A 19,623-nucleotide genomic window follows, 5' to 3' on the forward strand; every position below is an offset into this window, starting at 1 on the left:
ATATGTAATGAGATAAAAAGCGGTGCTGCATTATGGACAGCACCGCTTTTTCTTATTTTTCCGTTTGTGCATCTTTTTTGCCGAGTTCGTACGCTTCTTGCATGACGTTCATAAATAAGCCAAAAAAGGGCTCTGCCATCGCAGGTGAGAATTCGATACCGGCTTCTTTCATTTTTTCCTGTGCATCCGGTAAGTAGTTCATCGCAATTTGCATAAATTCCATCTGTTTGTTATCCATCGTATTATCTCCCTTTTTTATCCAGGTTATGGCCTAGATTCTTTTATTTTTATCCCGCATTAACGGGCAGTAATCCCCCGCTATCAAGACTTCTAAGCGGGGGATTACTGCCCGTAAAAGCCCGATTGGTTCAACTAACATCCAGTGGGGGATGAAGAAAACCCCCACTGAATGCAGTTTCCCTTTATTTTACTGCAAAAATCGTCAAGAAAAAGAAAAACTTTTTCATGCCGCTGATCCCGTAATATGCTAAGATTATGAACAGAGTACATAAATGTAAGGTGAAGGAGGTTTACCCGTGCAATATATTATGACATTTGTTTGGACACTTGTCTTGTCTGAAATGGTTGTATACGTTGTGTCATCGATGAACGGCGCTCCGTTTCATGTTGAAACAGGTATTTTGATTGCCGTTATCGCTACGATTTTGTTGTTCATTTTGACAGCGCTTATTCCAAACGATCCTATTGAGAAACATTGATAGATGAAAGCGGGTTCCTAGTCATAGGAGTCCGCTTTCGTTTTTTTAGTTGCAATCGTGAATTGTTTTCAGTAAAATTAGGACCAAGTCTTAATAATTGATATTACTAATGTATGTGAAAGAAGGTGCGTTTTGATGAACGCTGGAATATGGGGAATGGGCAGATACATTCCGGAAAATGTGGTGACGAATGCCGATCTGGAAAAAAGAATGGATACGTCAGATGAATGGATTCGCACGCGTACAGGTATTGAAGAACGCCGTATTGCTGGAGATGATGTCGACACGTCGTACATGGCGATTAAAGCAGCGGAAAAAGCGATTGAGCATGCAGGGATCCATCCGGAAGAAATTGATCTTATCATTACAGCAACGGTGACACCGGATCAACGTTTTCCTTCTGTATCATGTTTGATTCAACACGAAATCGGTGCAGTAAATGCGGCAGCGATGGATATAAGTGCAGCATGTGCGGGGTTTATGTACGCCATCATTACAGGGAAACAGTTTGTGGAAACAGGCACGTATAAACATATTCTCGTCATTGGTGCGGAAAAATTGTCAAAATCCGTTGACTGGGAAGACCGTAATACAGCCGTTTTATTTGGAGATGGTGCTGGAGCGGCTATTCTAGGGCCAGTTGCAGATGGGAGGGGTATCCTTTCATTTGAACTCGGTGCAGATGGACGGGGAGCGAAGCATTTATATCAGGATGAATACGTAAAAATGAATGGCCGTGAAGTATTTAAATTTGCTGTTCGTCAAATGGGTGAATCAGCGATTAACGTGATCGAAAAAGCGGGTTTAACAAAAGATGATGTTGACTTTTTAATGCCCCATCAGGCAAATATTCGCATTATGGAATCATCCCGTGAACGTCTCGGTTTGCCGCCTGAAAAAATGTCGGTGACGATCAATCAATTTGGTAATACATCATCTGCGTCGATTCCGATTACATTTGTAGAAGAATTGGAAAAGGGAAAGATTAAAGATGATGATGTTATTGTGATGGTCGGTTTTGGCGGAGGGTTAACATGGGGCGCTATCGCGATGAAGTGGGGACGCTAATAGCAGAATACAATGAAGAGGTGGAAAACGTGGAAAAGCGAAGAGTAGTCATTACCGGTCTCGGCATTGTTTCACCGGTTGGAAGTACAATAGAAGAGGCCTGGGAAAGCGTCACAACAGGAAAAAGTGGTATTAAGCAGTTAACCAGATTGAACGCAGACGATTATCCTGCCAAAGTGGCGGCAGAAATTAGAGACTTTGATCCTGAACAATTTATGGAAAAAAAAGAAGCACGTAAAATGGATCGTTTCACTCAATATGCTGTTGCAGCGGCGAAAATGGCGGTTGCTGATGCGAACCTTGATATTAATGATGAAAATGCGCCACGCATCGGTGTCTGGATCGGTTCGGGTATTGGCGGTATGGAAACATTTGAAAACCAATATAGAATATTTTTAGAGCGCGGCTATCGCCGGGTCAGTCCGTTTTTTGTGCCGATGATCATTCCTGATATGGCATCAGGACAAGTATCCATTTATTTAGGTGCAAAAGGAGTAAACTCATGTACCGTAACCGCATGTGCATCGGGCACAAACTCCATTGGAGATGCGTTTAAAGTGATTCAACGCGGCGATGCAGATGCGATGATTTCAGGTGGTGCAGAAGCTCCGATTACCCAAATGTCCGTAGCTGGTTTCTGTTCAAATACGGCGCTTTCAAGTAATCCCGATCCAGCAACAGCAAGCCGTCCTTTCGATTCAAATCGTGATGGGTTTGTCATTGGCGAAGGAGCAGGTATTGTCGTTCTTGAAGAATTGGAGCACGCGAAAAAACGTGGTGCGACTATATATGCGGAAATTGTTGGATATGGTTCGACAGGTGATGCTTATCATATTACAGCACCTACGCCAGAAGGTGAAGGCGGAGCACGTGCAATGCAAATGGCCATTAATGATGCAGGATTTGCACCAGAAGATATTGATTATATCAATGCACATGGTACAAGTACACCGTACAATGATAAGTACGAAACAGATGCCATTAAAACGGTTTTCAGCGACCATGCACGAAAACTTTCGATTAGCTCTACGAAATCAATGACGGGACATATGCTCGGTGCAGCAGGTGGAGTGGAAGCGATTTTCACGGCGTTGACTATTAAAAATGATCTTGTACCGCCAACGATTAATTTAGTCAATCCCGATCCGGAATGTGATCTGGATTATGTGCCGAATGAAGCACGAAAGCAAGAAGTTCGTTCCGCGCTGAGCAATTCACTCGGATTTGGCGGTCACAATGCAACGATCGTGTTAACCAAATATAATGATTAATCTTAAAACAGGCCGCGGCCTGTTTTTTTTTGTCTTGGTGCCGCATATACATACAGGACAAGCAGCGGGGATGTGAGCAGATGCGATTCATGATCTTTTTAACAGGATACGGCTTTGCTGTTGCTGGCGGTGTTAGTTTTATTATGTATTTCAATTTTCTTGCAGCAGGTATAACATGGACAGATTATTTATCTTTTACAATCAGTAGGCCAGAATGTTATTTATTTTTCCTTGGCTGGATACTCATTATTTTGGGTTTGAAGGAATAAATTAACGGAAACGTGACGATAATGAACCCATAATAAGGAGTTCAAGGAGGAATTTGATGCTATACCTTCATGATGTATGGGTCAACTGGTTTGAGGGAGAAGAAAATGGATGCAATGTATGTCTGTTTCATGAGTGGCGTAAAGATGACGGCATGGTGATGTTGGATCAGGTCCCTGTATTGATTGTGAGAAAATCAGCCATGGATTATATGGAAAATTCGCTAGGAGAACTACCTGATGATTTATTGAAAAAAATTGAAAGCAAAGCGTTTATTCGAAAAGGCAGTAAGGTGGAAATGTTGGAATACTGTTTTATTGCTTCAGACGGAGAACGAATGATGGCGATTGAGACGATGGGGTACCGTGTACCTGTGAAAAAAAGTCGCCTTATGCCACAGCATGAACTAATTGTCCGTGAAATGGCGGACTGTCATGCAGCAGAACCATTTTATTTTCCAGAAATGAATGAGAAAACATACAGCTTAATTGAGCCAGCACCCGAATGGATGACCGGTCTGACGCGGAAAGAACGGCAGTTAAAGCAGTTATTATTACTCGCTGTTGATCAGCTTATTGAATCAAAAAATGTACCCGAGTTAAAGTATTGGCTGACGGAATGGATGCCGGAGCGATATGAAGAGATTCGAGAAATGGATTGGGATATGGCAGCGAGCACATTTAGTGAGTCAGTAAAAATTGGATGGAGCTCACGACATGAACAAATATGCGGTCAAATTATTAAAGGGCGTCCATTTTTCGAGAAAATGTATGAGCATGAGATGAGTGTAGCCACATAGAAAGAAACCCCGCCAATCAGTTTGGCGGGATTCTTTTATTTACGTTTACGGCCGAGGCCCATTGCATTTTCCATTTTCTTAAGCGTTTTGCCTGCTGTACGGCGCGCTTTTTCTGCACCTTCATCAAGAATACGATCCAGTTCATCTGAGTTAATAAGCTCATGATAGCGGGATTGAATGGGAGCAAGATTACGAATAATGATGTCGGCCACTTCTTGTTTGAAATGGCCGTACCCTTTTCCATCAAATCGCTTTTCGACTTCCGCAACAGGTACACCTTCAAAGGCAGCACAAATGGACAACAAGTTGGAAACGCCTGGTTTGTTTTCTTTATCATATTTTACGATGCCATCAGAATCTGTGACCGCACTTTTTACTTTTTTTTCAATTTGTTTCGGGTCATCGAGAAGTGTGATGAATGCTTTTTGATTCGGGTCAGACTTGCTCATTTTTTTCGTCGGTTCCTGCAAAGACATAATGCGCGCGCCTTCCTTCGGAATGCGCACTTCAGGAATCGTAAAAATATCATTGTATTTTTTGTTAAAGCGTTCCGCTAAATCACGTGTTAATTCTAAATGCTGCTTTTGATCTTCGCCAACCGGCACAATATCCGTATTATAGAGCAAAATATCGGCAGCCATCAATGGCGGATAAGTAAGGAGACCCGCTGAGACCGCTTCTTTGCCTGCTGATTTGTCTTTAAACTGTGTCATACGCTCAAGCTCACCAATATAGGCAACACACTGTAGCATCCATCCTGCTTGCGCATGTGCGGGCACTTCGGATTGAATGAACAATGTTGCTTTTGCTGGATCAAGTCCAACGGCGACATAAAGCGCTGCCAGACTGCGAATATTTTTTCGTAATTCAAGACGATCTTGCTGTACGGTAATGGCATGCTCATCGACGATGCAAAAATAACAATTATAATCATCTTGCAGTTCTACAAACTGTTTTAATGCGCCAATATAATTTCCTAGTGTGATCATTCCACTCGGCTGAATGCCGGAAAAAATCGTTTTCATCATAAGTCAATTCTCACTTCGCTTTATCATTATTATGAGTTTGATTATAAACAAAGCAGACTGAATATTCAAGGAGTGCGCGGTTGTAATCAAATTAGAACTATGCTTATACTAATAAAGAACATGTTCCCAAAAAATTATTTAACAAAGGAGAAATGCATGAACTGGTATAAAAAATTGAATCAATATTTTCCAATTGAAGAAATGAAATCAAAAGAGCAGATGGATTTACTTTTAAAAGAGCGCGGTGATGTGTACCATAAAGATGAAGGCCCTCACCATGTGCTTATTTACGTGGAGTTTAACGGGTTTGTTTTCGTCGACTATTTGTTTGTGTCGCGGGAGGCGCGGGGACAAGGGCTGGGTAAACAGCTGATCAATAAATTAAAGTCGAAAAACAAACCGGTTATTCTCGAAGTTGAACCCGTACACTATGAAGACACTGATACGGAAAAAAGGCTACGCTTTTATGCGAGAGAGGAATTTCAGCACGCATCAAAAATTGGCTATTGCCGGCGGTCGTTGACAACGGGGCAAGACACAGTTATGGAAATTTTATATTGGAGCCCAAATGAGGCAGATGAAGAAGTCATTTATGATGCAATGGTGACAACCTATCGCGACATTCATAAATATAAAGATACAGAAATATACGGTGCGCCATTTGAATCGGTTGAGCGGACACTCTCTTTTGAAGAAGAACGAAATGAAAATATTTTAAAACCATTTATACTTGTTTAAAAAATGATTTTGACGTTTAGTGGACATATTTCTCGGGTATAATCTATTGTGTAGAACAAAACACATAATTTTTACGATATAATGAAAATCATATTCAATGAATGTCATTTCATGGTATAATACTAATGTAGCCGGTTGTTGAGGAGTTTCACTAACTATTTGAAATCTCCATGAACGTTCAATTCCTCAAATTTACAGGTGTAAATTGACAGGTATTATACATTTTAATTAAGGAGTGTGAATGAGGAATGGTTACACTATACACATCACCAAGCTGCACATCTTGCCGTAAAGCGAAAGCATGGCTGGAAGAACACGAAATACCTTACGTGGAACGCAATATCTTCTCTGAACCGTTAAGCATTAACGAAATTAAAGAGATTTTGCGTATGACGGAGGATGGAACAGATGAAATCATTTCAACACGTTCAAAGACTTTTCAAAAATTGGATGTAGATCTTGAAACGCTTCCACTTCAAGATTTGTTTGAATTGATTCGCCAAAATCCGGGATTGCTTCGCCGTCCAATTATTATGGATGCAAAGCGCTTGCAAGTCGGTTACAATGAAGATGAAATCCGCCGCTTTTTACCAAGGAAAGTTCGTACGTTCCAGTTGCTGGAAGCACGGCGTATGGTTAACTAATGAAGAGAGAATTCCTGCCAATCATGCAGGGATTTTTTTTGTATAATTCACTTGAATAAATCAAAAAATTCAGATAGAATAAGCGGACAGCCCTCCGATTTTGGAGTCTTTCTATTTTCATTTATGACCTGTTTATCATACAATAGAACAAAGGGATGAGGAGTTTATTTTCCGTACTCCCGACAACCCTCTAAATGGAAGGGAGAGACCGCAATTATGGAAATCGAACGCATTAATGAGAATACGGTGAAGTTTTTCATATCGTATGTTGATATAGAAGAACGGGGATTTGATCGCGAAGAAATCTGGTACAACAGGGAGCGGAGCGAAGAACTGTTCTGGGATATGATGGAGGAAGTCCATGATGAAGAAGATTTCACAGTGGATGGTCCCCTCTGGATTCAAGTGCATGCACTTGATAAAGGGCTTGAAATTTTAGTAACACAAGCAAACTTAACGAAAGACGGCCAAAAGCTTGAGCTTCCATTCACAAGTGATAAGCTTGATGTAGAAGGACAGATTGAAGACTTGCTTGAAGAGCATTTTGATCGGGCGGAAGAAGATGAACAACCACTTGATTTTGTTCTTTCGTTCCAAGATTTTGAAGATGTCATTACGATTAGCAATCGTGGCGGTCTCGATCATTTGATCACATCTCTTTACGCACATGAAAACCGCTATTATTTATTTGTTGAATTTGAAGAAGAGCTATTTGGAGAAAAAGCTATTGACGATGCGCTTAGCATTTTGCTTGAATATACGCACGAATCACGAATGACCATTCATACGCTGCAAGAATACGGAAAATGTGTAATAAATGAAAATGTATTTGAAACAGTACGCCAATACTTTTCATAATGGGAGAGCCTTCTGATTCAGAAGGCTTTTTTGTCGACCTGCGTAGAAAGAAGGATTTTAAGTGGAGATTTTGATCATGTATGACGTTTAACTAAAAGGAATTCCTAATCATATGTCGAATCATACAGTGTGAAAGGAAGTGGTTATATGCTAGCGGCAGTCGATATAAATGGATCTTCCGTTGTGCTTGCCGGAACTGATGCGAAACAGACAGCATTAAGTTTGAAAAAAACCCCTCATTTTTGCCCGCAGTGCGGCTGCCCGGTCGTCATTAAAGCGGGAGATGTCAACATTCCGCACTTTGCTCACGAAACATACTCTTCCTGTGACTCTTTTTCTGAACATGAATCACCACGTCACCTTGCAGCCAAAATCGATTTATTTAACTGGATAACAAGAACGCACGATGCTGTAATGGAAGCACGTCTGCCCAATGGATCGCAGCGGCCTGATATATTATCAGGAACGATTGCCGTTGAATACCAATGTTCAACCATCTCAGCTTCGTTATTCCGGGAACGGACGAAGAAATATAGGGTGGGCGGTTTAAATCCGTTTTGGATATATGGTGGTCCTTCGATTGAACGAAAAGGGCGATATGTGAAATTAACACCGTTTCAACGGCTTTTTTTACGCTATCATGCACAGCTTGGCTTTTATTTCATTTCGTATTGCCCAGATTTGAAGTTTTTCACCATTTATGGACGGATCATACCGGTAACTATATCGCTCTGTCTGGCAGTGCGCCTTGATGTAAAAGTAGAGGATATGCCCTTTCCGCCGTCTGCTGTATTTTTAACTGAATTTACGTATCCACTAGCACCCTTTTTTGATGAAAAACGAAAATGGATTGACCAATCGCTTAATTACAGCAATGCACGAAATCATCCGTTTTTTCGAACTGTTTATGAATCAGGTCGAAATCCACACTTATTGTCGGAAGAAATCGGTCTGCCGGTACGAAGCGGCATGGCCATTCGTAATCATGCGGCCGAGTGGCAGTTTTATATTGCATATGATCGTAAAAACGGATCGGCGAAAGAAGCGGCAAACATTGTCCGCAGACGGATTCAGAAGGGTCATTTAAAAGAAACGATCATGCCGCTCGCTCCGATGATGACACCGGAACAAGCAGCAGAAGATTACGTAGCGCTTCTTAAAGAAATCAAGATAAAAAGAGGGATAGACAGTCAATCGAGGGGTGGAAAAATACGGAGAGAAGAAGAATTTTGTCTCTTACATGAAAAACGAATTATAGACAGGCTGATTTTTTGAGGAATAAGATAAAGGAATATACAATAAAGAAGGAGAATGGTTTATAAATAGAAGGAGGTTTTTTAACGTGGCAGACAATCAAGTAAAACAGCTTCCGGCACGCAGTGAGATTGTGGAAGAATTAAAGTGGCGTCTGGAAGATATTTTTGAAACAGATACAGCGTGGGAAGAAGAATTTAAAGCGATCGGGAAGCTTGCTGGTGCTGCGGCCTCTTATAATGGCACACTCGGTAACAGTGCAGAGCAGCTATATTCGTTTTTTACGTGGCAGGATACACTTTTAGAGCGCATGGGCAGGCTGTATACGTATGCACATATGCGTTACGATGAAGATACACAAAATGGCCATTATCAAGGAATGAATGACCGGGCGAAGATGCTGTATACACAAATTGCCGGCGCATTGTCGTTTGCTGATCCAGAAATTTTGTCTATTAATGAGGAAAAAATTAATGGCTTTGTTGCTTCCTACGAGCCGCTTTTACTTTACAAAAAAGTGCTTGATGATTTGAATAAGCAGCGTCCACACGTATTGTCGGCGGTGGAAGAGAACTTGCTGGCACAGGCGTCAGACGTACTTGGATCATCAAGTGCAACGTTTGGGATGCTGAATAACGCAGATCTTGAGTTTCCGGTCATTCAAGATGAAAATGGGGAAAACGTGCAAATAACGCATGGCAATTATGTTCGCTTTTTAGAGTCATCAGACCGCCGTGTGCGCGAAGAAGCATTTAAAGCGGTATACGCAACATATGGAAAATTCAAAAACACGTTTGCTTCTACGTTATCAGGGCAAATTAAAAAAGATAATTTTTCCGCTCATGTCAGACATTATGGAAGTGCGCGTGAATCTGCGTTATCACGTAATCATATTCCGGAAGAGGTGTATGACAATCTCGTCAGCACCATCAATAAAAACTTACCGCTTTTGCACCGGTATATCGCGCTGCGTAAAAAAGTACTTGGCCTCGATGAGCTGCATATGTACGATTTGTACACGCCGCTCGTCGCAGAAGGCAAGTTTGACGTGAATTATGATGAAGCAAAGGCCCTTTTATTGAAAGGATTGAAACCGCTTGGGGAAGAGTATAATGGCATTCTCGCACAAGGGCTTGAAGGCCGCTGGGTGGACGTTGTTGAAAATAAAGGGAAACGCAGCGGGGCGTATTCATCCGGTGCGTATGGCACGAATCCATACATTTTAATGAACTGGCAAGATAATGTAAATAACTTATTTACACTCGCTCATGAATTCGGTCACAGCATTCACAGTTACTATACGCGTGGGAATCAGCCATATATTTATGGTGATTATTCAATTTTTGTTGCGGAAGTGGCATCCACGTGCAACGAATCGCTATTGAATGACTATTTGCTGAAAACGACAGAAGATGCGAAAAAGCGTATGTACTTGTTGAATCACTTTTTGGAAACGTTCCGCGGTACGGTATTCCGCCAGACGATGTTTGCTGAATTTGAACATCTTGTTCATGAAAAAGCGCAAAATGGAGAAGCATTGACAGCGGACGGATTAAGCGAGGCGTATTATGAATTAAATAAAAAATATTTTGGCGACGATATGGTCATTGATGAAGAAATTGCCCTTGAATGGGCACGAATTCCACATTTCTATTATAATTATTATGTATATCAATATGCGACTGGTTTAAGTGCGGCGATTGCGTTGTCTTCACAAATTTTAGAAGACGGCGAGCCCGCTGCAGAACGATACATTAATGAATTTTTGAAGGCAGGCAGCTCAGCTGATCCAATTGACGTATTAAAGAGTGCGGGTGTAGATATGACGGCAGCTGATGCTATTGAATCTGCGTGCAAAGTGTTTGAACAGTCACTTGAAGAAATGGAAAAATTGTTGTCTTAATATGGGATTTAATACTGTCAAATCCATTGTTATGACAATCAAGTGAATGGATCAGACACGTCTTGCAATATGTATGCCAAGTATGATAGGATAAGGGTGTGAAATTGATCACTTATAAACATATACCCCTTTGTTTGACTGTGAAAAATTTCTTCCATCCCCTTTGTTCGTAAGGAAAAGCTCCGCTTTGGCGGGGCTTTTTCTAATTGAGATAAAAACTCATATCAGTTAGATGATGAACATAAACCGCAGAATCAAACAGTTTAATCACCACTTCTTTTCGCAAGTCAAATTGTCTCTCGCTAGTTTTCAACGAATGTTTCTTGTAGGAGCGCTACTACCGAAATGACATACCAAAATGGCGTTATATCTAAATAATTAATGTAACATTCATAGGAAAGGTTAGTCTGACTTTTGATAATCAATACGAGTGTATCTTTACGAACGATTTGCTTATTAACAAATAGCGTAGTCTAGCCAAGTGAGGTTAACTTTTACGTTTATAGACCCTCCCTAGCCATCATATTTATTCTGTAGGCTTTTATAAATTATTTTTATAACCTCTTTTATGATTGAATATTCTTTTTTTTTGAAAATGCTAAATAGGTGCTCCATTGGTTCATATTTGTGACCGCTTGCATACACTGTATTTGTATTCAATTAAAAGGGAGGGATATTTGTGGGGAAAGATAGAAATAAGAAAAAAAGGTACCAGACCACAAGCACTGGTTGTACTACAACTGATGAAACAAGCACTGGTTGTACTACAACTGATAAAACAAGTACTGGTTGTACTGCAACTGGTAAAACAAGCACTGGTTGTACTACAACTGGTAAAACAAGCACTGGTAAACATAAAGGGAAAGGACCTAAAGGAAAAGGTCCTAAAGGGAAGGGTCCTAAAGGGAAAAGACCTAAAAGAAAAACAACGAGTACAGGTAAAACAAGCACTGGTTGTACTACAACTGATGAAACTGTACTACAACTGGTAAAACAAGCACTGGTAAACATAAAAGCAAAGGTTCTAAAAGGAAACGATAATAGAGAAGATAGAGCAAACAAATGCTTCTGCTTGATCAATCATCCATTGATCAGGCGGAAGCATTTAATTCTTAAATAGTACTCTATAGACTAAATTAAAGGATCATTCAAAAAAGTGAGTATAGTACCAAAGTTGATTTGAGATCATTTAAATAGAAAAACTTCTTAAGATTAAATAATCAAATATTGTATAAAATTCAAAACCTAGGATATGATCTCTAGGTTTTTATTTGTAGATCATGAATTAAGTTTATGTCCTTTATTATTCAGTAGCTGCGTACAATAGTGATAATAACAGTGAAAAAAGATAATACGTGAGCGCATCGGTATTATCAAAGAAAGGATAGAGAGTGTATGCCTTATCTAATTCCATCTTATTTTTTGATAATCAAAGAAAGTAATCTAGATGATCTAAGAAGAGATGTATCAAGTGATAACCCTGTTTCCGCCTATTTAAAGGTGGGAAACGTCACCTATAATATTAACATTGCCTACCGGGGATCCTATACGCGGAAATTTCGCAAAAGATCTTTCTGGATTGAATTTGTCAATCCAAATAGATGCTCTGGGGCCCGTATCATTCATCTCAATGCGGAATACAGGGATCCCTCTCTTATCCGCAATAAACTTTCTTTTGATTTTTTCCAGGATCTTGGTATTCTATCGCCAAATAGTCAACATATAAATTTAATACGAAATGGCTCTTTTAAAGGAGTCTATTTGCAATTGGAGTCCGTTGATGATTTGTTCTTGAAAAAGAGAGGTCTTCCTTCGGGGGCCATTTATTATGCTGTCAACAATAATGCTAATTTTTCCCTAGCAAGAGATGGGAAGAGAAAAAAGTCACTTCTTTCGGGTTATAGACGAGTGTTAGGAAGTAAATCAGACGATGATCTCCTTCATGAATTAATATACAAAATCAACACAACTTCCCTATTTGATTTACCTAATAAAATCCCTCGCTACCTTAATATTGAGGCTTTTTTACGCTGGCTCGTTGGAGCTGTTTGTACAATGAATAATGATGGGTTTACTCATAACTATGCACTGTACCGAAATAATGAGACTGGTTTGTTCGAAATAATTCCTTGGGACTATGATGCAACATGGGGACGAAAAGTCGACGGTGGAATCATGGAGCACAATTACGTTTCTATTAAAGGAAAGAAGGCAAACCATCTTTGCAATCTTCTCCTGCAAGTACCAGAATTCCGCAAACTTTATCGGAACATATTAGAAGAAACTTTGGAAACTAAGTTTACAGTCGAATACTTAGAACATAAGGTAATTTCACTCCATCAGTCTCTACGACCACACATCATTCTAGATCCTTATAAAAAGAAAGCGATTGATACATTCGATGAAGAACCCGAGTTTATCTTTAATTTTATTCGCAAACGCAACAGCTATTTAAAAAAGCGCCTAAATAAACTTGACTAGAAGAATAATCGCCATCTCAATCGTCCAACTTGGGGGAAGTTCAAGCATCCAGGAAGGGGAAAACCACTTTGGAATCATTATGTATAAAAGATAGTGGAAAGTACGGTAGAGGGGTATATGCTACACGTGATATTAAAGCAGGTAAATGTATTGAAGTATCACCTGTTATAGTATCCCCTCAAACCGAATGGAAGTATTTGAAGAAGACAATACTTTCTGAATACTACTTCACTTGGGGTGAAAATTATGAGCATAAAGCGATTGCTCTGGGATATGGATCGCTATTTAATCATTCATATACTCCCAATGCGACGTTTATATACAAACCAGATATTTTATCGATAGCATTTTTTGCAATAGCTGACATTAAGGAGGATAAAGAAATCACGATAAATTATAACTGGGACCATGAAGATACATCTCCATTATGGTTTGATGTCATTGATTAACCTAAGTGATGTCGTGCTAATAGCCATCGCTGAGTGTAAAAATGGTAACATCAACCGACAGATCTCGTCTTCTTTTGAAGACAAGATCTGCCTTTATTAAAATGAAACAAATGAAATAAATAAAAAACAACCTCGCTTCAAGTTGAACTGTTGAAAAGCGGAGTTGTTGAAAATATAAGGCGCCAACGACGTCTTTTCTTATTGTGTGTATTCCCAAAAGGTACCATGCTTTGTATCGATTTTGCGTACTTTTTGTTGTAACAGCAGCTTTTTCATTTCACGTAAAGCATAAACTTCTGAACAGTCGTACACTCCACTAATTTCGGTCGTTGCCGCAATCCTGAAATATTGCATAAATTCTTCAAGTGGCGGTGGATCGAGCGGTTCGGGTATTTCTTCTAATATTTCCTGCAAAATTTGAACGTAAATATCATAAGAATAAAGTCCAGCAATTTTAATGCCTTCATCTTCTATTCGTTCATTGAAAAACACCACTGTTGGCGCTTTGTCTACATCCATTTCACATGTGATGGTCATATCACATTGAAAGGCTTTCGTCGCTCCAGCAGAATGAATATCATTTAAAAATTCTCCTTTATCGAGTCCCGCTTCTTCTGCACAGCGGCTCAATACAACTATATCAGATACATTCTCTCTGTCTAAAAAAAACTGTTCTTGCAGTTTACGCAAAAACTTACTTCCCGCCCGTCTTCCTTGCAGTTCTGCTGCTTTGATCGCAATCGATGCAAGGAAAGGTGAGGAAACAGTATCATCTAACCAGAGTGATTCATTGCAAGCAAGTCCGCTATGTTCAACAGCAAGGGGCTGTCTTGGTGCATTTAAAGAGGACAGTTTTCCGGTTAGCACTTGCTTTAGCGTAAAATAATGTCCGTATTCTAGCTGCAGCTTCCGAAGTATCGGGTCAAGAGCCCAGCATTCTGGACAAAGTGGATCAACAAATACATATAGTTCGAGTGGTTTTTGCCGGTTAGAGCAAATCCGATCAGGTAATTGCATTGAATTCACAGAACATCATCCTTATCATTCGGCCGGTTCACCATGTGGCGTGCCGTTTGTGTAAGCCGTTCAAAAAAGAAAGTCCGCAATTCTCCGTGTAACTGCACCTCATCCATTGCTGCATTCATGCAAGTTAGCCAGGCTTCTGCCCGTACCGGTGTGATCGGAAATGGCATATGGCGTGCCCGAAGCATAGGGTGTCCATGTTCGTCTGTATAAATGGGAGGACCGCCCAAAAATTGTGTCAAAAATTGTTTCTGTTTCCGAGCCGTCTCCGTCATATCATCAGGAAAAATCGGCGCAAGATCCGGATGTTGCGAAACACGGCTGTAAAATGCGTCAACTAGCTTTGAAAGCTGTTCTTCGCCAATGATGTCGTATGGAACATTGGATTGCTTGGCCATAAAATGTTCTCCTTTTATTTCATAGTGTATATTCATTTTAACAAGGCTTCTGTTATAAAACAAATGAAGTGCTTCATACAAAAAAACCAGCTCTACGCATTGTAGTAGCTGGTTACTTTTTTTACATAATTTTGTGTTTCGTTGAATGGCGGAATGCCATCGTACTTTTTTACGTTGCCTGGCCCGGCATTATAGGCTGCAAGTGCCAGTGTTGTGTTGCCATCAAACATGTCGAGCATTTGACGCAAATATTTGGTACCACCAAACACATTTTGTTCTGGGTCAAACAAATTTTGTACACCAAGATCACGTGCGGTTGCTGGCATGATTTGCATAAGTCCGGACGCGCCTGCATAGCTGACAGCGTTCGGATTAAAATTGGATTCTTGTTTGATCACAGATTGAATGAGTTTTTTCGGCACATGATATGTGTCGGCAGCTCTTGTAATAATCTCATCATAATGTGTTGCTTTGGCCGATAAAATATCTGCACCAGCTTTCGTATAAAGAGCGGGCCCGCCGGCAGAGGGAATTGTTTCATTTGCATTCATAATTTCAAATCCATGCAGAAGCGCTTGCTGTAAAATGGATCCAAAGCCCATAGAATGAGCTGTTGATGTCGGAATAGGAGAAGGATTCCTCGTTTCTGACAAGGCATTTATCATCGTTGAACGAATCATCGTATTAAAGAAGCTTGTATCCATGTTAATGGCCTCCGTTTTGAAATTGTGCATCATAAAAACGGCGAATTTTATTTTTAGCCGGTTTATATTCGATATTGAATGAATTTAGAAGTGCAAGAAAAGTCTGCTCACCTGAAAGGTCTTTTGCCTCATATTCAATCTCGTAATCTTCTTGGTTCACATAGGTGCTATGATCAAAAACAAGAGCCCCGCCTTTATACTCTACTTCTGCCCGCGATGTGGACAATGTGCCGAAATGAAGAAATTCATTCACAGGGGCACGTTTACGGGCAGTAGCCATCACATCGTTATCCGGAATGGCACCAGATAGGGCAGCAGTTACGTCATCAATTGAGAGAGCAACGGTGGATTCAAGCAGTCCGACTTCAGCCGGTTCCTTTAATGTCATTTCAGCGCATCCCTTTTTTTCGCGAATGCGCAGAGCAGCCCCGGCTTCTTTCAGTGAAAAGTCAGCCGTGTCGAAATAATGGTTATGCTGCGTGGCAAAAGGGCCGGGTTGAAAGGATTCAACTAATTGCTCAAATTGTTCTTTTGACAGCAAACATTTAAATTCAATTTCAATTTCTTGATTCATTTATCTGCCTCTTTTTTGAAAAAATTCTTTTCTCTCATTGTATCCTGTTCAGGCAATGTTTAAAAGGACAAAATGTGGTAAAATGGTTACGATGTTTTGAATGAACGGACGTTATAAAGGAGAATTAGACATGAGAACAAAATGGCATTTTACGAAGACAGAATGGGTGGACGGGGTGCTTCGTCTATTATCGGAAGAAGACGTTGAAGTCACACACTTGAAGGCAAGAAACCAGGTAATTACTGATTCAGATGCTGTTGCCTTTGTATACTTGGCTGAAGCAGAGCCAGGATATGTGTATGTATATTTGCATGAAAGCACATGGCTAGATGTAAAAAAAGCGATTGATGGCAAGCATCCACTCGAAGCAGTCGGTACGGACGGAGTATTCACACTTTCTTCTTTTCAAGAAGAAATGGAAGAGCTAGTTGCTAATATTGAGGGGAATGGCAATTACGGTGAGGAAATGGTGGAGAAAGTAGAACGAGTCTTTTTCGCTGAACAGCGCTGATGGAGGGTGCAATGGACAATTGGGATGAGTTTCTATCTCCGTATAAGCAGGCAGTAGAAGAATTGAAGGTGAAACTGCGGGGTATTAGAAAGCAATTTACGATGAATGATGATCGTTCACCAATCGAATTTGTCACAGGCCGGGTGAAGCCGGTCCCGAGCATCCTTGATAAAATGAATAAGAAAAAAATTCGGATGGACCGCCTTCACTGTGATATGCAGGATATTGCCGGGTTGCGTATGATGTGCCAGTTCGTCGACGATATTAAAAAGGTTGTTAATATTATCCGTAAGCGAAATGACTTCAGAATTGTAGAAGAAAAAGATTATATATCCCACAAAAAACCGAGCGGCTACAGGTCTTATCATGTGGTTATAGAGTATCCGGTCCAGACGATTCAAGGAGAAAGGAAAATTTTGGCAGAAATTCAAATTCGGACGCTGGCGATGAATTTTTGGGCAACGATAGAGCATTCGCTAAACTATAAATATAATGGCGACTTTCCTACAGAAATTCAAATGCGTTTGCAACGCGCGGCAGAAGCAGCATTTCGGCTTGATGAAGAGATGTCGCTCATCCGTGAAGAAATACAGGAAGCGCAAAAGTTTTTTACGAAGAAAAAGGAATGAAGAATAATCGGCAGAGGTGAGGCAGATGAAGTTTGCAATTACGTCAAAAGGTGATGCGAAGTCCAATGCATTAATGCATAAAATTCGTAATTATTTAACTGATTTTAAGCTGGCTTATGATGAAAATGAGCCGGATATTGTCATATCAGTCGGCGGTGATGGAACACTTCTATACGCGTTTCACAGGTATAGCGGACGGCTGGATAAAACGGCGTTTGTGGGAGTTCATACCGGGCACCTCGGCTTTTATGCAGACTGGACGCCGAATGAAATTGAGAAGCTTGTCATTGCTATTGCACGGACGCCCTATCAAATTATCGAATATCCGCTTTTAGAAGCGATTATTCGCTACCAGCATGATGGCAAAGAAACGCGTTATTTGGCATTAAACGAATCAACGGTGAAAAGTGTGGATGGGACGCTTGTCATGGATGTTGAAATACGCGGCGAACATTTTGAACGGTTTCGCGGCGATGGATTATGTGTGTCGACTCCATCTGGAAGTACGGCATATAATAAAGCGCTTGGTGGAGCAATTTTGCATCCGTCTATCCGTGCATTACAGCTTGCGGAAATGGCTTCGATCAATAACCGTGTGTTTCGGACAGTCGGTTCACCGCTTATTTTACCGGCACATCACACATGTATGTTAAAACCGGTCAACCGGCTGGACTTTTTGGTGACCATTGACCATTTGACAATTTTGCACAAAGACGTCAAGTCGATTCAATATCGTGTTGCCAGTGAAAAAATTCGATTTGCGCGTTTCCGTCCTTTCCCGTTTTGGAAAAGGGTGCATGATTCGTTTGTCAGCAACTAACATGATACCCTTTGAATTAAACTGGACGGCGGATGAAGATGGCATGCTACTGCGAACATTTTTGCAGAAAAAGTCGATTTCAAAGCGGGCGCTTACTGACATAAAATTTGCCGGTGGTTTTATTTTAGTAAACGGAGCGGAAGTAAACGTACGTCACGTATTGAAAACGGGTGACGCTGTACGGGTCATTTTTCCGAGGGAAGTGCCGTCAGACAGTATGCAGGCAGAACGAATAGCACTTCATGTACTGTATGAAGATGAGGTGCTGATCGCGATTGGGAAGCCGACAGGAATGAATACTATTCCGTCGCGTGAACATCCGGGCGGATCGCTTGCTGCAGGATTGCTCGGATTGTATGAAGAGCGGGGGATTGCAGCAACGGCTCATATTATTACACGGCTCGACCGGGATACATCGGGCATTGTGATGGTCGCAAAAAACCGTTATATTCATCATTTACTGTCTGAAATGCAGAAAAAGAAACTCGTTTTTCGCCGGTATGAAGCCTTCGCTGAAGGTGTATTTTCTGATGAAAACGGTGTTGTTGATGCGCCGATTGGCCGGCGTGATGACAGCATTATTGAGCGAATAGTACGGCCGGACGGGCAAATAGCGCGGACCGGTTATCGTGTGTTGAAGCAGTACGCTCACTTCGCGCACATTGAAGTGAAACCGGAAACGGGCCGAACGCATCAAATTCGTGTACATATGGCCCATATCGGCCATCCGCTTGCTGGCGATGATTTGTATGGCGGCCATCTGCAGCGGATAAAGCGGCAAGCATTGCATTGCGGTCATCTTTCATTTATGCATCCGTTGACGGGTGAAGAGATGAACATTGTCATGCCAATGCCGGATGATATGAAAGAAATGCTTAACTAAACAAACCGTACATCCATTATGGAGTACGGTTTGTTTATGTTTATTATGTTCAATCAAACTCTCGGAATTTTTCTGGAACGAGAGGCTGTTTGGAAGGGATCGATACGGTGTCGCGTTCAGGCCAGCGGAGTGCTGTCAGTTTGCCGCCAAAGACGCAACCAGTATCAATGTTGATGCTTCCGTTTAATGCACGAGGCTCTTTAACAGGCGTATGTCCATACACGATAAATGGATCACCAGTATAATTTTTTGCCCAGTCGCGCCGAATAGGTGAACCGTCCGCATGTTTCTCGCCGGTAATATCCCCATAGAGGACAAATGTTTTCACTCGTGAATCATGCCGCCCGATGTAGTCAGCGCGTATGCCGGCATGGGCAATAATGAGCGCCCCACTGTCCACCATTTGATAAAGCGGCGACTGTTCATACATCGATAAAAAGCGGTTGCGAATCTTTTTATAGTCCCGTGCTGAAAGCGAATCGAGTTCAGCTACTGTTGTTTCTAAACCGTGTGTTTTTTGAACCTTATTTCCAACAAGATAACGGTATAATTTATTGCAGTGATTGCCGGGCGCGTATAGAGCGGACTGTTCGTCAAACAGA

24 protein-coding genes are annotated in these 19,623 nt (G+C 41.1%); 17 read left to right on the forward strand and 7 right to left on the reverse strand.

The annotated features are described in order from the left end of the window. Nucleotides 1-52: 52 nt before the first annotated feature. Entirely contained in the window at nucleotides 53-238 is a 186-nt protein-coding gene (locus tag BLL40_RS13355) for a ComZ family protein (RefSeq protein ID WP_073712372.1), read from the reverse strand. Between the two features lie 298 nt (nucleotides 239-536). On the opposite strand from BLL40_RS13355, the gene BLL40_RS13360 reads away from it, so the two are divergent. The 5 genes from BLL40_RS13360 to BLL40_RS13380 all read left to right on the forward strand — a co-directional run bounded on the left by BLL40_RS13360 (nucleotide 537) and on the right by BLL40_RS13380 (nucleotide 4,124). Then, nucleotides 537-719 (forward strand): YjzD family protein, encoded by a 183-nt coding sequence (locus BLL40_RS13360; protein ID WP_073712373.1) that lies wholly within the window; start codon nucleotides 537-539, stop codon nucleotides 717-719. 135 nt (nucleotides 720-854) lie between these two features. Further along, nucleotides 855-1,787 (forward strand): beta-ketoacyl-ACP synthase III, encoded by a 933-nt coding sequence (locus BLL40_RS13365; protein ID WP_073712374.1) that lies wholly within the window; start codon nucleotides 855-857, stop codon nucleotides 1,785-1,787. Nucleotides 1,788-1,816: 29 nt separating this feature from the next. Then, the gene (fabF, locus tag BLL40_RS13370) at nucleotides 1,817-3,058 is read left to right on the forward strand and encodes a beta-ketoacyl-ACP synthase II (RefSeq protein WP_073712395.1); all 1,242 of its coding nucleotides are present in this window, start codon (nucleotides 1,817-1,819) and stop codon (nucleotides 3,056-3,058) included. A gap of 80 nt (nucleotides 3,059-3,138) precedes the next feature. Next, entirely contained in the window at nucleotides 3,139-3,327 is a 189-nt protein-coding gene (locus BLL40_RS13375) for a YuzI family membrane protein (protein ID WP_073712375.1), read from the forward strand. A gap of 56 nt (nucleotides 3,328-3,383) precedes the next feature. Continuing rightward, nucleotides 3,384-4,124, forward strand: coding sequence for a DUF3603 family protein (locus BLL40_RS13380; protein WP_073712376.1), 741 nt, complete (start codon nucleotides 3,384-3,386; stop codon nucleotides 4,122-4,124). A 35-nt stretch (nucleotides 4,125-4,159) separates the two neighbouring features. On the opposite strand, the gene trpS is transcribed toward BLL40_RS13380, so the two are convergent. Further along, nucleotides 4,160-5,152, reverse strand: a complete 993-nt coding sequence (trpS, locus tag BLL40_RS13385; protein ID WP_159434226.1) for a tryptophan--tRNA ligase — start codon at nucleotides 5,150-5,152, stop codon at nucleotides 4,160-4,162. Between the two features lie 156 nt (nucleotides 5,153-5,308). Here trpS and BLL40_RS13390 point away from each other — a divergent pair, with 156 nt between their 5' ends. From BLL40_RS13390 to BLL40_RS13425, 8 genes are all read left to right on the forward strand, one after another. After that, nucleotides 5,309-5,890 (forward strand): GNAT family N-acetyltransferase, encoded by a 582-nt coding sequence (locus tag BLL40_RS13390; protein WP_073712377.1) that lies wholly within the window; start codon nucleotides 5,309-5,311, stop codon nucleotides 5,888-5,890. Nucleotides 5,891-6,138: 248 nt separating this feature from the next. Continuing rightward, complete coding sequence (gene spxA, locus BLL40_RS13395) at nucleotides 6,139-6,534, forward strand: transcriptional regulator SpxA (protein ID WP_073712378.1); 396 nt, start codon at nucleotides 6,139-6,141, stop codon at nucleotides 6,532-6,534. A gap of 216 nt (nucleotides 6,535-6,750) precedes the next feature. Beyond that, nucleotides 6,751-7,392: an adaptor protein MecA gene (gene mecA / locus BLL40_RS13400; RefSeq protein ID WP_073712379.1), complete on the forward strand. Its 642-nt coding sequence runs from the start codon at nucleotides 6,751-6,753 to the stop codon at nucleotides 7,390-7,392. Nucleotides 7,393-7,539: 147 nt separating this feature from the next. Beyond that, on the forward strand, nucleotides 7,540-8,667 hold the full coding sequence (locus BLL40_RS13405; RefSeq protein WP_073712380.1) for a competence protein CoiA: 1,128 nt from the start codon (nucleotides 7,540-7,542) through the stop codon (nucleotides 8,665-8,667). A 67-nt stretch (nucleotides 8,668-8,734) separates the two neighbouring features. After that, entirely contained in the window at nucleotides 8,735-10,549 is a 1,815-nt protein-coding gene (pepF, locus tag BLL40_RS13410; protein ID WP_073712381.1) for an oligoendopeptidase F, read from the forward strand. Nucleotides 10,550-11,228: 679 nt separating this feature from the next. Then, nucleotides 11,229-11,669, forward strand: a complete 441-nt coding sequence (locus tag BLL40_RS13415) for a hypothetical protein (protein WP_143180122.1) — start codon at nucleotides 11,229-11,231, stop codon at nucleotides 11,667-11,669. A gap of 275 nt (nucleotides 11,670-11,944) precedes the next feature. Continuing rightward, nucleotides 11,945-13,030 (forward strand): CotH kinase family protein, encoded by a 1,086-nt coding sequence (locus tag BLL40_RS13420; RefSeq protein WP_073712383.1) that lies wholly within the window; start codon nucleotides 11,945-11,947, stop codon nucleotides 13,028-13,030. A 68-nt stretch (nucleotides 13,031-13,098) separates the two neighbouring features. Beyond that, entirely contained in the window at nucleotides 13,099-13,479 is a 381-nt protein-coding gene (locus BLL40_RS13425) for an SET domain-containing protein (protein WP_073712384.1), read from the forward strand. Nucleotides 13,480-13,677: 198 nt separating this feature from the next. On the opposite strand, the gene BLL40_RS13430 is transcribed toward BLL40_RS13425, so the two are convergent. The 4 genes from BLL40_RS13430 to BLL40_RS13445 all read right to left on the reverse strand — a co-directional run bounded on the left by BLL40_RS13430 (nucleotide 13,678) and on the right by BLL40_RS13445 (nucleotide 16,178). Next, nucleotides 13,678-14,496, reverse strand: a complete 819-nt coding sequence (locus BLL40_RS13430; protein ID WP_073712397.1) for a ClpXP adapter SpxH family protein — start codon at nucleotides 14,494-14,496, stop codon at nucleotides 13,678-13,680. Between the two features lie 5 nt (nucleotides 14,497-14,501). Further along, a complete protein-coding gene (locus tag BLL40_RS13435) occupies nucleotides 14,502-14,900 on the reverse strand; it encodes a globin domain-containing protein (protein WP_073712385.1) in 399 nt (132 codons plus the stop codon). A 92-nt stretch (nucleotides 14,901-14,992) separates the two neighbouring features. Beyond that, nucleotides 14,993-15,604, reverse strand: a complete 612-nt coding sequence (locus BLL40_RS13440; protein ID WP_073712386.1) for a lytic transglycosylase domain-containing protein — start codon at nucleotides 15,602-15,604, stop codon at nucleotides 14,993-14,995. Between the two features lies 1 nt (nucleotide 15,605). Next, nucleotides 15,606-16,178, reverse strand: a complete 573-nt coding sequence (locus BLL40_RS13445; RefSeq protein WP_073712387.1) for a CYTH domain-containing protein — start codon at nucleotides 16,176-16,178, stop codon at nucleotides 15,606-15,608. 130 nt (nucleotides 16,179-16,308) lie between these two features. Between BLL40_RS13445 and BLL40_RS13450 the strand changes: the two genes are divergently transcribed. The 4 genes from BLL40_RS13450 to BLL40_RS13465 are packed head-to-tail and all read left to right on the forward strand — an operon-like array spanning nucleotide 16,309 to nucleotide 19,021. Then, the gene (locus BLL40_RS13450; protein WP_073712388.1) at nucleotides 16,309-16,689 is read left to right on the forward strand and encodes a UPF0738 family protein; all 381 of its coding nucleotides are present in this window, start codon (nucleotides 16,309-16,311) and stop codon (nucleotides 16,687-16,689) included. Nucleotides 16,690-16,700: 11 nt separating this feature from the next. After that, the gene (gene yjbM / locus BLL40_RS13455) at nucleotides 16,701-17,318 is read left to right on the forward strand and encodes a GTP diphosphokinase (protein ID WP_073712389.1); all 618 of its coding nucleotides are present in this window, start codon (nucleotides 16,701-16,703) and stop codon (nucleotides 17,316-17,318) included. A 25-nt stretch (nucleotides 17,319-17,343) separates the two neighbouring features. Next, nucleotides 17,344-18,138, forward strand: a complete 795-nt coding sequence (locus BLL40_RS13460; RefSeq protein WP_073712390.1) for an NAD kinase — start codon at nucleotides 17,344-17,346, stop codon at nucleotides 18,136-18,138. Beyond that, nucleotides 18,116-19,021: an RluA family pseudouridine synthase gene (locus tag BLL40_RS13465; protein WP_083566524.1), complete on the forward strand. Its 906-nt coding sequence runs from the start codon at nucleotides 18,116-18,118 to the stop codon at nucleotides 19,019-19,021. Before BLL40_RS13460 ends, BLL40_RS13465 begins: the two co-directional genes overlap by 23 nt. Before the next feature lie 49 nt (nucleotides 19,022-19,070). On the opposite strand, the gene BLL40_RS13470 is transcribed toward BLL40_RS13465, so the two are convergent. After that, the coding region (locus tag BLL40_RS13470; protein WP_073712391.1) for a hypothetical protein at nucleotides 19,071-19,623 on the reverse strand (553 nt) is incomplete at its 5' end.

This window comes from Domibacillus mangrovi (genome assembly GCF_001906925.1).
In the GTDB taxonomy this organism is placed as follows: Bacteria; Bacillota; Bacilli; order Bacillales; family Domibacillaceae; genus Domibacillus; species Domibacillus mangrovi.

Excerpts from the sequence above, each read along its gene's own strand:
- BLL40_RS13365 (WP_073712374.1), top strand. The coding sequence starts at position 855 with ATGAACGCTGGAATATGGGGAATGGGCAGATACATTCCGGAAAATGTG.
- mecA (WP_073712379.1), top strand. The coding sequence starts at position 6,751 with ATGGAAATCGAACGCATTAATGAGAATACGGTGAAGTTTTTCATATCG.
- BLL40_RS13445 (WP_073712387.1), bottom strand. The coding sequence starts at position 16,178 with ATGAATCAAGAAATTGAAATTGAATTTAAATGTTTGCTGTCAAAAGAA.
- BLL40_RS13460 (WP_073712390.1), top strand. The coding sequence starts at position 17,344 with ATGAAGTTTGCAATTACGTCAAAAGGTGATGCGAAGTCCAATGCATTA.
- BLL40_RS13380 (WP_073712376.1), top strand. The coding sequence starts at position 3,384 with ATGCTATACCTTCATGATGTATGGGTCAACTGGTTTGAGGGAGAAGAA.
- BLL40_RS13355 (WP_073712372.1), bottom strand. The coding sequence starts at position 238 with ATGGATAACAAACAGATGGAATTTATGCAAATTGCGATGAACTACTTA.
- BLL40_RS13405 (WP_073712380.1), top strand. The coding sequence starts at position 7,540 with ATGCTAGCGGCAGTCGATATAAATGGATCTTCCGTTGTGCTTGCCGGA.
- trpS (WP_159434226.1), bottom strand. The coding sequence starts at position 5,152 with ATGATGAAAACGATTTTTTCCGGCATTCAGCCGAGTGGAATGATCACA.
- BLL40_RS13420 (WP_073712383.1), top strand. The coding sequence starts at position 11,945 with ATGCCTTATCTAATTCCATCTTATTTTTTGATAATCAAAGAAAGTAAT.
- yjbM (WP_073712389.1), top strand. The coding sequence starts at position 16,701 with ATGGACAATTGGGATGAGTTTCTATCTCCGTATAAGCAGGCAGTAGAA.
- BLL40_RS13375 (WP_073712375.1), top strand. The coding sequence starts at position 3,139 with ATGCGATTCATGATCTTTTTAACAGGATACGGCTTTGCTGTTGCTGGC.
- BLL40_RS13430 (WP_073712397.1), bottom strand. The coding sequence starts at position 14,496 with ATGCAATTACCTGATCGGATTTGCTCTAACCGGCAAAAACCACTCGAA.
- BLL40_RS13435 (WP_073712385.1), bottom strand. The coding sequence starts at position 14,900 with ATGGCCAAGCAATCCAATGTTCCATACGACATCATTGGCGAAGAACAG.
- BLL40_RS13440 (WP_073712386.1), bottom strand. The coding sequence starts at position 15,604 with ATGGATACAAGCTTCTTTAATACGATGATTCGTTCAACGATGATAAAT.
- BLL40_RS13390 (WP_073712377.1), top strand. The coding sequence starts at position 5,309 with ATGAACTGGTATAAAAAATTGAATCAATATTTTCCAATTGAAGAAATG.
- spxA (WP_073712378.1), top strand. The coding sequence starts at position 6,139 with ATGGTTACACTATACACATCACCAAGCTGCACATCTTGCCGTAAAGCG.
- BLL40_RS13465 (WP_083566524.1), top strand. The coding sequence starts at position 18,116 with ATGATTCGTTTGTCAGCAACTAACATGATACCCTTTGAATTAAACTGG.
- BLL40_RS13450 (WP_073712388.1), top strand. The coding sequence starts at position 16,309 with ATGAGAACAAAATGGCATTTTACGAAGACAGAATGGGTGGACGGGGTG.